Origin of the sequence: Providencia sp. PROV004 (assembly GCF_011045615.1) — a bacterium.
In the GTDB taxonomy this organism is placed as follows: Bacteria; Pseudomonadota; Gammaproteobacteria; order Enterobacterales; family Enterobacteriaceae; genus Providencia; species Providencia rettgeri.
The window spans coordinates 870,110-882,418 of the sequence record NZ_CP042859.1 but is presented as its reverse complement, the minus strand read 5'-3'; the positions used below and the strand labels follow the sequence as shown (position 1 = coordinate 882,418).

The following is a 12,309-nucleotide window of genomic DNA, read 5'->3' as shown; positions in this document are numbered from 1 at the left end:
TTGTGTCAAACTAGAAAGGAACGAATAATATAGAGTGTAACAGAAATGACAAAGCAGGTAGAAATTTTCACGGATGGTTCCTGTTTGGGCAATCCTGGCCCGGGTGGATATGGCGTTGTTCTACGCTACCAACAACATGAAAAAACATTGAGTGATGGATATTTTTTAACCACGAATAACCGCATGGAACTACTTGCAGCCATCGTTGCATTGGAATCACTAACAAGGCCTTGTGATATTATTTTAACCACTGATAGCCAATACGTACGACAAGGAATCACACAATGGATCCATGGCTGGAAACGAAAACAATGGCGAAAAGCGGATAAATCCCCTGTCGTCAATGTTGATTTATGGAAGCGCCTTGATGACGCCATCCAACGACATACAATTGATTGGCGTTGGGTTAAAGGCCACGCAGGCCACCCTGAAAATGAGAAATGTGATGAACTGGCTCGAGCTGCCGCGTCAGCGCCGACTAAAGAAGATACAGGTTACCAGCCTGCACAAAACTAAGAAGGGTCGTCTATCTTCATTGATTTACTGATCTCCTTCGCCGCACCGAGTGCTGTTCCAATCTTAACCTTCGGTTGCTTGAATTTTAGTGGTGTCGGAGTCAGTGGATAAGTCCGTTTCCGCGCCACAATCACGCTTAAAGCCCCAATTCCCCCACAGTTTTTATTCACTCGTCTTTGTGCACTCAACCAAGGAAATATTTGGCAATTACGATGATACAAAACTTCATAGTTTAATAAGCTTAACCAATCAAATACCCTAACAGAGGGGAAAAAACGGCTACAATAAGGCTGCCGTTTACGTAAAACAGGTACGAGTTTCGCCATTCCGACAAGACTGAAAGGGTTAAAACCTGAGATGATTAGCCAGCCATCGTCGATTAACACCCGGTCAACCTCCCGTAAAAGCCAATGAGGATCATGGCTATATGCCAAACAGTGAGTCATTAGACAGGCATCTATCGATTTTTGGGTTAATGGTAATGCCTCGGGCTTTGCAATAAGATTAAAACGAGGATCACCAGTACCAACATTAAATTGGTGGGAGATTAAGCAGCCTTCGGTATGGATTTCAGTACTTAAATGGCCTAACTTAAGCAAATGAAAGCCAAATATCTTCGGCCACCAAGGGCTAAGTTGATTTTCTATGGCTTGACGATATTGTTCTCCAAAAGGAATGTCAGACCAACTAACTGGCATTTGAATTTTTTTATCAATACGCGCAGGCTTCATGAAATTCCCCTATTAACTATTAACAAGTATCGAGGTCATTATGGAGTTAATTCGAGTACCAGCTTTAAACGATAACTACATTTGGGTTTTAGTCGATGGCCACCAACAGTGTATCATCGTTGACCCCGCAGAGGCAGAGCCTGTGCTTGAAATAATTACAGCTAAACAGTTGACGCCTGTCGCCATCCTATTAACTCACCACCATAATGACCATACAGGTGGTGTAAAAGGGATTTTAAGCAAATTTACAACTCTTCCTGTTTTTGGCCCAAAAGAAACCCAATCTAAAGGGGCGACAGAAATAGTCGAAAACGGTGATAAGGTCATAATTAACGAGTTCAACCTACAAGTTATTGCATTATCAGGCCATACTTCTGAGCACATCGGCTTTTACCAAGCACCTTATTTATTCTGTGGCGACACGCTGTTCTCTGCCGGTTGCGGGCGGATATTTGAAGGAACACCGGAACAAATGTTCGAATCTATCCAAAAAATTGCTGAGCTTCCTGATGAAACCTTAATTTGCTGTGCCCATGAATATACTTTATCTAATCTAAAATTTGCACACCATGTATGGCCTGAAAATGAAGCGATTACACAATATTTACAAAAAATAACGCAAATACGTGACAAAAATCAACCAACAGTACCTACTACATTGAAAACAGAGAAAAAAATAAATATTTTTCTGCAATGCGATAACCACCAATTACAGAAAAAACTCGATATTAATGTACAAAATCCACCTTTAAGAGCAGTTTTTACCCTGTTGCGTCAATTAAAAGACCAATATTAAAGTTTAATGATTGTCATATCGGGGTGGGATAAGTATTATTGTTCGACTTTTAAACATCAAAATGAAGAACAATAGAAAAGAATGAAGATAATCGCGACGCTTATCGCCATTGTTCTGTTGGCCGGATGCCAAACTGCCCCGAAAAAAATTAAGCAGAACAAAACTCCAACTAATCATACTATTGAAACTGTTGCATCACACAACCAAGCAGCCAGCCGACAATTACCTAAAGTCGACTATGACCTATGGGGCTATATTAGTGATGAACTAAAAATGGATATCCCTGATAAACCTCAAATTAGGGAACTCGCAAATAGTTATTTAAATAAACAACGTTTTGTCTACGATGTGGCATTAAGAGCTGAGCCATACATGTACCTCATCGTAGACGAAATTAATGAGCGCAATTTACCTATGGAATTAGCTTTAATTCCTATTATTGAAAGCTCATTTAATCCTAAAGCAACTTCTCCTGCACAAGCTGCGGGTCTATGGCAAATCGATCCTATCACTGCACGCTCATATGGACTAAAACAAACACAATGGGTTGATGAGCGCAGGGATGTGGTTTCTTCAACTAAAGCTGCTTTTGATCTTCTCGAAAACTTAAATGTTATGTTTGGCCACGATTGGGAGCTCACCCTTGCTGCCTATAACTGTGGAGAAGGCTGTGTTCAAAATGCTATCAAGAAAAACGAAGCTGCCGGGCTACCTACTGATTTTTGGTCACTCTCATTACCAAAAGAAACTAAACAATACGTACCAAAAATCTTAGCACTTAGCCAAGTATTGAAAAATCCTGAAAAGTACCAAGTTAATTTGCCAACAAGTAATAAAAATCGAGCACTCACTCAAATCGATGTTGGTCAACAAATCACGTTATCTCAAGCCGCTGAGTTGGCTGGGTTAACTGTTGAATCGGTAAAAACGTATAATTCTGGTTATACACGCGGCATAACATCGCCAAGTGGCCCTCATTATATTATGTTACCTACAGCAAAAGCTGAACAATTCAAAACATCACTCTCAGACGAAGATGTTTTAAACACTATTCGTTTAGCCGCACAACAAAACCAACAGATAAAAACAGCACAACCCACTGCAATTTCTAGCGCGCGTCAAAATCGAGCTAAAATAGCTACATATAAAGTACGCAAAGGCGAATCTGTCGCGAGTATTGCAAAAAAATTCAATACTACCGCCAAAAATATTCAAAAGCTAAATGGGTTAAAAACTGCGAGTGTTATCAAACCAGGACAAGTATTAAAAGTTACGAGCTCAGCGCCTACTGCAAGTAACCGTAAGGCAAAAACCTATAAAGTAAGAAAAGGCGACTCCTATTATAGCATTGCGAAACGTCATGGCATAAAGCTCAATGATTTAATGACTTGGAATTCAGGTGTTAAAATGGCAGACCTGAAACCAGGGGTAACCTTAAACCTCTATCTTTAAGTTATTCTCATCAACAAAGCTTTTGTCTATTTCAGGCAAAAGCTTTTTTATTTTTAATTCTCTTATTAGTAAAAATAAATTATTTGAATGAATTAAATAGGAAAATAATTTTTATAACATCTTTTGTATAAACACTTCATATTCACTGTACTAGAATAACTGATGGTTAAACTATAATTTAAATACTTCATAAAATTGAGTTTAAGCAGAACATACGCGACCCAGCCCCCAACAACTTGCTAATAAACTAGAAAAAGTAGTTTATTGCTGGTGACATATGTGATAATAATGCTATTATTATATCGCGGCTAGTTTAGTCCGAGCTGCCAGTCCGTATTCGAATATCGCTTATGTATTATATTAATAATCTTCGAAAGTTTAACGAACTAGCAATAATCTTATATTTTTCAATATATTAACATGCAACCTTTTATATTGAACATAGGTGCTTTAATTAGTTAACATGACATTATTGATAAAAAATACACACAGCAAAAGTCAGATTCGCCTGCGGAGGTGATTATGGATGAATACTCACCCAAAAGACACGATATAGCAGAACTAAAATACTTATGTAATAGCCTCAATAGAGACGCTATTTTAAGCTTACAAAAAACAAATACACACTGGATTAATGATTTAAGCTCCCCGCAAAGCGCAGCCTTGAATGAACTTATTGAACATATCGCTGCATTTGTATGGCGGTTTAAAATCAAATATCCAAAAGAAAATCTTGTTATATCACTTATCGAAGAGTATCTCGATGAGACCTACGATTTATTCGGCAGCCCAGTCATCACGCTCAGTGAAATTATAGACTGGGAAGCAATGAATCAGAGTCTTGTCACTGTGTTGGATGATGACCTAAAGTGTCTAACCAGCAAAACCTAAAGATATTATTTATCTTTAGCTCAACTACAAAACCGTATATAAATAAGTAATTTTGCACAAAAGAAAGGGTATTATGACCAAATCTGATTATCTGATGCGTTTAAGAAAATGCACAACAATTGAAACTCTTGAGCGTGTCATTGAAAAAAATAAGTATGAATTATCTGATGATGAGCTAGAGCTATTCTATTCAGCTGCAGATCACCGCTTAGCTGAGCTCACAATGAATAAGCTTTATGATAAAATTCCAGCTTCTGTTTGGAAATTTGTTAGGTAATATCTTATTAACACGCACAGATAGTGAATGGTTGTAGCCGGTAAATCCCCTTATCGGCTGGACGCAATGCAATTATCGTTTTATTATTGGCATTATAATTATGCTAATGGAAATTTATTGCTTTTAATTTTAGCATATCAACTTTTCTTATTACAATAATCAACAATGAATGTTGTATTCTTAACCTTTCTTTTTTAACTTCAGAATTTATTTGAGATTTAGAGTTTAATTAACAATTATAAAATATAATTAAATAACATATTTATAATAAATTAGAATATATAGATGAGAGGAAAGGCAAAGGATGCTGAGTTGGGTGGGAGCCCTGCCAGCGACATCCCGGCACACACGACCCCTGCTATGGCTGCTTCCTTCCGGACCTGACCAAGTTAACAAGTTAGCGTTGCGGGAGAACCAACAGAGCCCCCATTGATTGCTTCTTTCAAAGCAGGGGCATTATGCTTGATAGTCATTGAAATAGCAAGAAACCCCTGACCAAGTGACGTTTTATTACACAAACTCATATAAAAATAGCGACTCAACTAAAAAGTCGCTTATTGGCTAGTTCGCAGGTACCATCAACAATTCAACATTTTTTGTGACGCCATTATTGATAACCTCTACAACGCTATCACTAATGTATAAAAGTTTTCCATTCGCGTTCACGGTTGCATTAACAACTAGCGAGCCTTCCTGCCTAACTTCATTTTTTTGGTAAGTTAGTTCAAAAGGAATGGTTGGACGATTATTCACTGAATTGTAATATTTTTGAGATAATATCAGTGCAGGTAAGTCCGCAACCGTTGTATCTGCCAACGTAATTGTAACAACTGCGTCTTCAGGTAAAACAGTATCCTGTAAAATCACCACACGGCCCTCGATTTTTCCTGAATCGACTGTCTGGTTATTATTACTATTTTGAGCATTAAGTGCTTTTTCGCTGGGCTTGGTGCTATTCCCTTCACAGCTAACCAACGTTAAAATCACTAATAAGCTAACAATATAGCGAAAAAACTTCATAGTTATTACCTATAACACAATGTTTACTAAAACATTTTAAAATAATCGGAATAGACAAGTCATTTTCTGATGAGGGAATAATAAAAAGTATAACTAATATTGGTAGAATAATACATTTATATTTCCAAATGTAACAATACGTAACCCCAATTTATTCGCTAGTAATTAATCTACCTATTCAGGGTAAATAATGGGAAAATACCAATATCTCATTTACGTATAACTGAACTAAGATGACTATGAGCCCAGAATTACAGAATTTAATTAGCCTAATTGAACTCGAAAAAATTGAAGAAGGTATTTTTCGTGGACAAAGCGAAGACCTTGGTTTACCTCAAGTTTTTGGTGGACAAGTTGTTGGACAAGCCATGTATGCAGCGAAGCAAACCATACCTGAAGAAAGAGCGATTAATTCTTTTCATAGTTATTTTTTACGCCCAGGCGATAGCTCACGTCCCATTGTTTATGACGTGGAAATTTTACGCGATGGCGGAAGCTTTAGCGCACGCCGAGTAAGTGCCATTCAAAATGGTAAACCTATCTTCTTTATGACCGCATCATTTCAATCTCAAGAAGAAGGTTATAGCCATCAGAACTTAATGCCAGATGTACCACCACCTACAAAATTAATTTCTCAAGATGATATTGTTCAAAGTTTGGCTGATAAATTACCAGAAGCAGTTAAAAAGTATGCTCTTCGGCCAACTCCTTTTGAATTTCGTCCCGTTGAATTTTACAGCCCATTCGATGCCGCACCTCAAGAACCATTTCGTTATATTTGGTTCAAAGCGAAAGGGCAACTGCCTGATATACCTTCACTACACCACTATTTATTAGGTTATGCCTCTGATTACAATTTCCTTCCTGCCGCATTACAGCCGCATGGTAGAGGATTTATGGAACGCGACTTACAGGTTGCAACTATTGACCATTCAATGTGGTTCCATCGCCCATTTAAAATTGATGACTGGTTACTGTACGCTGTAGAAAGCCCTTCGGCATCAGGTGGGAGGGGTTTTGTGAAAGGACAAATCTATAATTTACAAGGTGATCTTGTTGCAACTGCAGTCCAAGAAGGCGTAATTCGTCAACGGCAACCTCGTAAATAACCGCTATTTAAAGTAAGTGATTACTTACTTAGAAAAATATATTAGTCAGTTTAAAAAGGTAATGGCAGCCAGCAATAAGCTGCCATTATCAATTTACATAAAACACAGTATTATCCTGTAATTATCTTTACATGAAGGTTAATTGTAGGCACTTTCACCATGAGAAGTAATATCTAAGCCTTCCCTTTCTTTTTCAACATTAATTCGTAAGCCTGACGTTTTCTCTGCAATTTTAAATGCGATATAAGCAACAATTGCAGTCCAAACAACACAAACTAGGATGCTAACGGCTTGAATTCCTACTTGTTTCATCATCGTAATACCTTCCGCATAGCCACTTCCGCCTAATACCGTTGAGGTAAATACCCCCGTGAGTAAACACCCTAAAATGCCACAGACTCCGTGAACGCCAAAAACATCGCAAACATCATCAACTTTTAACCGACGTTTTAAAATCACTACCCCCCATAAACCTGCCAATCCAGAAAGTAGTCCGATGATTAATGCCCCGCCAACACCCACAGTACCCGCAGCAGGCGTAACACCGACTAACCCAGCCAAACACCCAGAGCAAGCCCCTAATAATGAAGGTTTCTCCCTGAAAAGCCATTCCGCTAAAGTCCACGATAAGATAGCGCCTGCCGCAGCTGCGATAGTGTTCACAAACGCGAGTGCAGCAATACTATTTGCACTTCCAGCCGAACCTGCATTGAAACCAAACCAGCCAATGAATAATATGGAAGTTCCCATAAATACCATAGGTAGGTTATGAGGTTTAATGGCTTCTTTCCCTAACCCGGTACGATGCCCCAGTAAGTAAGCACCAACTAAGCCTGCAACAGCCGCATTGATATGAACAACCGTACCTCCAGCAAAATCTAATGCGCCATCTTGCGATAAAATACCACCTCCCCACACCATATGTGCCATTGGCAAATAAGCAAATGTAGTCCAAATAAGGGTAAAAATTAGAATTGCAGAAAATTTAATTCGCTCTCCTAATGCACCAATCACTAATGCAACCGTTAAGCATGCAAATGCACCTTGAAACACGACGTGAATAAATTGAGGGATCGGTCCAGATAAGCTTTCTACAGTAATATCTTTCAACATGATCTGGCTAAAACCACCGATAAAATCATTTCCCTCACTAAAAGCTAAACTGTATCCATAAACAATCCAAATAACAGACACCAAAGCAAAAATAACTGCAGTTTGAGCCATCAAAGAAAGGACATTTTTGCTTCTTAGTAGCCCACCATAAAATAATGCGATACCTGGCAGTATCATAAAGATAACTAAAGCAGTCGCTATCATCATGAATGCATTATCCGCTTTATCCAGAGCTTCCTCTGCAGCAAACACGGTTATTGGAAAACCACCCATTAATAAGAATAAGTATTGGAACCCTTTGCGCATAGTTGTTCTCCTACAGTGCTTCGTCTTGTTTTTCACCTGTACGAATACGTACCGCTTGTTCTAATGACAAAATAAATATTTTTCCATCCCCAACTTGGCCCGTATAAGCTTTTTTTTCAATTGTTTCAATTACCTGCTCCACTAACTCATCAGAAACGGCTATTTCCATACGTACTTTAGGTAAAAAGTCGACAGTATATTCAGCACCTCTGTACAACTCGGCATGCCCTTTTTGCCTCCCAAACCCTCTAACTTCAGTAATGGTAAGCCCTTGAACTCCAATATCTGATAACGCTTCTCGGACTTCATCTAATTTAAATGGCTTAATGATCGCGATGATATATTTCATGTTCACTCCTATAAGTCAGGTGAATAAACTGCTCAATGCTTTGAACAGCACTGACGTTATAGCAAACCGTGTGCCAAAATATATTTATTCATATAATTCAATAAGAAAGGGCAAAATAAAAAACCACTCGGATGAGTGGCTTTAGAGGATGCATTATAAGAGTGCAGAACAATTAACTAGGTATAGCCTCAACTTCAGCATCACTATGGGCATTCAGTGATTCCCCAACTTGTTGCAACTGGTACATTTGATAATAGCGTCCTTTTTGTTGCAAAAGCTGTGAATGCTTACCTTGCTCAACAATTGCACCACGATGTAACACAACGACTTGATCAGCATCGACGATCGTCGATAAACGGTGAGCTATCACAACTAGAGTAGTATGTTGGCGGATCATACGTAATGCTTTTTGTATCGCTTGCTCTGTTCCTGAGTCAATGTTCGCGGTTGCTTCATCCAAAATTAAAATTTTAGGTGTCACCACAAGAACTCGAGCCATCGCTAGTAATTGTCTTTGCCCAACAGATAACGTATTTCCTTGTTCTCCGAGCACGGTATCTAACCCATCAGGTAACTCACGAACCAACTCAGCAAGCTGAACAGTTTCAAGAACTTCCCAGACTTTATCTTGGCTAATTTCACGTCCTAATGCGACGTTATCAAAAAAAGAAGCGGCGAGAACAACAGGGTCTTGTTGCACCATTGCAATACCATTACGTAATACTTGATGAGATAGTGAACTTAAATGACGCCCATCTAATAAAATATCCCCTTCTTGCCATGGGTAATATCCCATAATTAAATTTGCAATGGTACTTTTACCACTTCCTGTATGGCCGACCAACGCAATAAAATTATGATCAGGCACTTGTAAATTAATGTCTTTAAGCACAATGTTGTTATCACGATAGGCAAAGGATAAATGGTTAATTGAGATTGAACCACCTTGTAACGGCTCAATACTTGCGCCATAGCCTTGTTGCGGGCTATCCATTAATTCAAAAACACGCTCACCAGAAACAACGGCTTGCTGCAACATTGACTGCTGAGAAGTTAATTCAATGAGCGGTTCATTCAAGCGGCCTAAATAATTAATAAAAGCATATAAAACACCAACACCAATGGTGGTCGTTCCTTCGAATCCAAATAGCAATAGTAAACCACATAATACTGAGGCAGAAAGTAAGCTCAACAATGGCCTTAATAATAAGCCATCAAGCTTTAATGCTTTCATTCTTGCAAAATAATGGTCTTGGCTAAGACTTTGCATTTTTTCGCCAAATCTAGCTTGCTGGATAAATTGCTGAATAACTGTCATTCCATTAATAACTTCATTAAAACCGTTATTAATATCAGCAAGATAAGATCTCACACGACGTACAATCGGTGTGCTTAGACGCTGATAAACAAGCATTACCACAAATACAGCAGGAAAAATCATCACTGCAATTGATGCCATACGCCATTCCAATGAAAACATGGCAACCAGCATAGCGCAGATCAGTGCTAAGCTACGAAACACGGTTGGTACAACCATCACAAATAGATCTTTAATAACCTCAGTATCATTTGTAACTCGTGAAATTAACTGACCAACTGGCTGCTTATCAAATGCACTTAGAGGCTGCCTTAGAGCAGCATTCATCACATCTGTTCGTAATGTTTGCACTACCCCCACAGAAGCTTTATTAAATAAAATAATTTGATAGTAATGTAATAGTGCAGCAATAACTTGGAGCAATATAAACCCAACAGCCATATATAAAGCCAGTGGTATGATGATTTGTTTTTTCGCTATCATGTTATCAATAAAATAACTGATTAGCAGAGGCCCACTAACTTCTGCAATAGCAGCTAGCCATAGCATTGCAATGGCAATAGCCATGGTTCCTCGGTACGCTTTTCCATAAGCAAGTAAACGCTTAAGTGCTGGCCACAGCGGTTTCTTTTGGCTCATAGATCACCATCCAAAGCTGCTTCAATCTGTTGATATTGATACATATCTTTATACCAACCCGATTGCTCAATAAGCGCGTCATGTCTACCTCTGCTAACAATAGCACCTTGAGATAGCACTAAAATATTGTCCGCCTCTACCAATGCAGATAGACGATGGGCGCTGATGATCATGGTTCTATCTTGTCGCCAATGGCTTAAATTTTGTAAAATTGTAAACTCAGTCTGCCCATCAACGGCAGAAAGTGCGTCATCTAGCACCAAGATTTCCGCATTCTGCAAGATAGCCCTCGCAATAGAAATTCGTTGTTTCTGCCCGCCTGATAACATGACGCCTCGCTCACCAACCTGAGTGGAATAGCCTTCAGGTAAACGTAAAATATCATCATGTACACAAGCAATGCGTGCAGCCTGTTCAATTTCTTCTTGAGTGGCATCAGGTCGCCCAAGCGCGATATTGCCTGCGACGGTATCTGAAAACAAAAATGGAGACTGATTTACGATAGATAACCGAGCACGCCATTCATCTAAACGAATTTCGGGTAACGGTAAACCTTGATAGAAAATAACCCCTTCCGTAATATCAAATTGACGTTGTAATAACGTCAACAATGTTGATTTTCCAGATCCTGTTGGCCCACATATCCCTAAAAATTGCCCAGGTTTTAGGTCAAACTTAATATCATGTAATGCTGTTCTCGAGGTTTCTGGATAACTAAATTTGATGATATTTACATTCAAATTTCCCTTTTCAGGCTGTAATGAATGCGAACCATCCTGAATGACTAACGGTTCATTGAGTAAACTAAGAATACGGCTATAAGCTGCACTACCCCGTTCAACGATATTAAACATCCATGCGAGCGCTAACATCGGCCAAATCATTAACCCTAGATACATCACAAAGCTCGTTAATTCGCCTAGCGTCAGTGTGTCGTTTAATACCATCCAGCTTCCCCCTGCAATAGCGAGTAAGTTGGCCATACCAATCGCCATAAAAATAGTGGGGTCAAAACGAGCATCAACTTTAGCAACATGCATATTGCGACGCCCTGCCTCGGTAGCTACCTGTTCAAATTGATTTGATTGATGATCTTCGAGGCCAAAAGCTTTAATCATGCGAATACTTGTTAAACTTTCTTGTGCATGATTATTTAAAGACGAAAATGCCCCTTGGGCATGCTTGAAACGCTGATGAAGCTGATCCCCATAACGTTTAATGACTAATGCCATAATTGGCATTGGAATAAGTGCAAGTAAAGTAAGCTGCCAACTAATTTCAACGCTCATCATAATGAGCACCGCACACCCCATCACTAATGAGTCAACTAATGTTAAAACGCCCTCTCCTGCAGCAAACACAACTCGGTCAACATCATTCGTTGTGCGTGCAATTAAATCTCCCGTTCGGTACCTAAGGTAAAATGCTTGGTTTTGCAGACTTAGTTGCCGATAAAATTTTTGTCGTAGTTGTACGGCTAACTTATAAGAAGCACCAAATAACCATAAACGCCAGACATAGCGCAAACCATACACAACCAATGCAATCAACAGCATGACTAAAACATAAGTGATCAATTGCTTTGTCGACATTGCCCCTTTACTAATTCCATCAACAACAACACCAACAATGCGTGGGGGAACTAATTGTAAGATAGCAATGATAATTAAAAAGCAAACAGCGCCGAGATAGCGCCGCCATTCACTCAAAAAATACCAACTTAGTTGTGAAAATAATCGCACGTAATACTGCCTTGAATATATTGATTTATTGATGCCTAAGAATGAGAGCC

12 protein-coding genes and 1 other RNA gene are annotated in these 12,309 nt (G+C 39.0%); 6 read left to right on the top strand and 7 right to left on the bottom strand.

Features of this window, described 5'->3' with window-relative positions:
• Window positions 1–45: 45 nt before the first annotated feature.
• Window positions 46–516, top strand: coding sequence for a ribonuclease HI (gene rnhA / locus FVA69_RS03840; RefSeq protein ID WP_004914473.1), 471 nt, complete (start codon window positions 46–48; stop codon window positions 514–516).
• Here the strand turns inward: rnhA and FVA69_RS03835 are convergent.
• Window positions 513–1,247 carry a class I SAM-dependent methyltransferase gene (locus FVA69_RS03835; protein WP_004914475.1) on the bottom strand — a complete coding sequence of 245 codons (735 nt, stop codon included), beginning with the start codon at window positions 1,245–1,247 and terminating at the stop codon, window positions 513–515. The two genes, rnhA and FVA69_RS03835, sit on opposite strands and share 4 nt — an antisense overlap.
• Window positions 1,248–1,287: 40 nt before the next feature.
• On the opposite strand from FVA69_RS03835, the gene gloB reads away from it, so the two are divergent.
• The 4 genes from gloB (at window position 1,288) to FVA69_RS03815 (ending at window position 4,663) form a co-directional block, all read left to right on the top strand.
• The gene (gene gloB, locus FVA69_RS03830) at window positions 1,288–2,043 is read left to right on the top strand and encodes a hydroxyacylglutathione hydrolase (protein ID WP_117162848.1); all 756 of its coding nucleotides are present in this window, start codon (window positions 1,288–1,290) and stop codon (window positions 2,041–2,043) included.
• 81 nt (window positions 2,044–2,124) lie between these two features.
• Window positions 2,125–3,495, top strand: coding sequence for a murein transglycosylase D (mltD, locus tag FVA69_RS03825; protein WP_164528437.1), 1,371 nt, complete (start codon window positions 2,125–2,127; stop codon window positions 3,493–3,495).
• Between the two features lie 522 nt (window positions 3,496–4,017).
• Entirely contained in the window at window positions 4,018–4,386 is a 369-nt protein-coding gene (gene tomB / locus FVA69_RS03820; protein ID WP_004914480.1) for an Hha toxicity modulator TomB, read from the top strand.
• A 73-nt stretch (window positions 4,387–4,459) separates the two neighbouring features.
• On the top strand, window positions 4,460–4,663 hold the full coding sequence (locus FVA69_RS03815) for an HHA domain-containing protein (RefSeq protein ID WP_004905417.1): 204 nt from the start codon (window positions 4,460–4,462) through the stop codon (window positions 4,661–4,663).
• Between the two features lie 323 nt (window positions 4,664–4,986).
• On the opposite strand, the gene ffs is transcribed toward FVA69_RS03815, so the two are convergent.
• Window positions 4,987–5,083, bottom strand: an RNA gene (gene ffs / locus FVA69_RS03810) — signal recognition particle sRNA small type.
• Between the two features lie 141 nt (window positions 5,084–5,224).
• Window positions 5,225–5,683, bottom strand: coding sequence for a YbaY family lipoprotein (locus tag FVA69_RS03805; RefSeq protein ID WP_004914482.1), 459 nt, complete (start codon window positions 5,681–5,683; stop codon window positions 5,225–5,227).
• A 239-nt stretch (window positions 5,684–5,922) separates the two neighbouring features.
• On the opposite strand from FVA69_RS03805, the gene tesB reads away from it, so the two are divergent.
• Window positions 5,923–6,792 (top strand): acyl-CoA thioesterase II, encoded by an 870-nt coding sequence (tesB, locus tag FVA69_RS03800; protein ID WP_109911901.1) that lies wholly within the window; start codon window positions 5,923–5,925, stop codon window positions 6,790–6,792.
• A 138-nt stretch (window positions 6,793–6,930) separates the two neighbouring features.
• On the opposite strand, the gene amtB is transcribed toward tesB, so the two are convergent.
• The 4 genes from amtB to FVA69_RS03780 form a co-directional block, all read right to left on the bottom strand.
• Entirely contained in the window at window positions 6,931–8,211 is a 1,281-nt protein-coding gene (gene amtB / locus FVA69_RS03795) for an ammonium transporter AmtB (RefSeq protein WP_109911900.1), read from the bottom strand.
• A 10-nt stretch (window positions 8,212–8,221) separates the two neighbouring features.
• Complete coding sequence (gene glnK / locus FVA69_RS03790) at window positions 8,222–8,560, bottom strand: P-II family nitrogen regulator (RefSeq protein ID WP_004905421.1); 339 nt, start codon at window positions 8,558–8,560, stop codon at window positions 8,222–8,224.
• 172 nt (window positions 8,561–8,732) lie between these two features.
• Entirely contained in the window at window positions 8,733–10,517 is a 1,785-nt protein-coding gene (locus FVA69_RS03785; protein ID WP_164528436.1) for a SmdB family multidrug efflux ABC transporter permease/ATP-binding protein, read from the bottom strand.
• The gene (locus tag FVA69_RS03780; RefSeq protein WP_109911898.1) at window positions 10,514–12,259 is read right to left on the bottom strand and encodes a SmdA family multidrug ABC transporter permease/ATP-binding protein; all 1,746 of its coding nucleotides are present in this window, start codon (window positions 12,257–12,259) and stop codon (window positions 10,514–10,516) included. Before FVA69_RS03780 ends, FVA69_RS03785 begins: the two co-directional genes overlap by 4 nt.
• Window positions 12,260–12,309: the final 50 nt, after the last annotated feature.

Coding starts and splice junctions, on each gene's coding strand:
- rnhA (WP_004914473.1), top strand. CDS start 46: ATGACAAAGCAGGTAGAAATTTTCACGGATGGTTCCTGTTTGGGCAAT.
- FVA69_RS03835 (WP_004914475.1), bottom strand. CDS start 1,247: ATGAAGCCTGCGCGTATTGATAAAAAAATTCAAATGCCAGTTAGTTGG.
- gloB (WP_117162848.1), top strand. CDS start 1,288: ATGGAGTTAATTCGAGTACCAGCTTTAAACGATAACTACATTTGGGTT.
- mltD (WP_164528437.1), top strand. CDS start 2,125: ATGAAGATAATCGCGACGCTTATCGCCATTGTTCTGTTGGCCGGATGC.
- tomB (WP_004914480.1), top strand. CDS start 4,018: ATGGATGAATACTCACCCAAAAGACACGATATAGCAGAACTAAAATAC.
- FVA69_RS03815 (WP_004905417.1), top strand. CDS start 4,460: ATGACCAAATCTGATTATCTGATGCGTTTAAGAAAATGCACAACAATT.
- FVA69_RS03805 (WP_004914482.1), bottom strand. CDS start 5,683: ATGAAGTTTTTTCGCTATATTGTTAGCTTATTAGTGATTTTAACGTTG.
- tesB (WP_109911901.1), top strand. CDS start 5,923: ATGAGCCCAGAATTACAGAATTTAATTAGCCTAATTGAACTCGAAAAA.
- amtB (WP_109911900.1), bottom strand. CDS start 8,211: ATGCGCAAAGGGTTCCAATACTTATTCTTATTAATGGGTGGTTTTCCA.
- glnK (WP_004905421.1), bottom strand. CDS start 8,560: ATGAAATATATCATCGCGATCATTAAGCCATTTAAATTAGATGAAGTC.
- FVA69_RS03785 (WP_164528436.1), bottom strand. CDS start 10,517: ATGAGCCAAAAGAAACCGCTGTGGCCAGCACTTAAGCGTTTACTTGCT.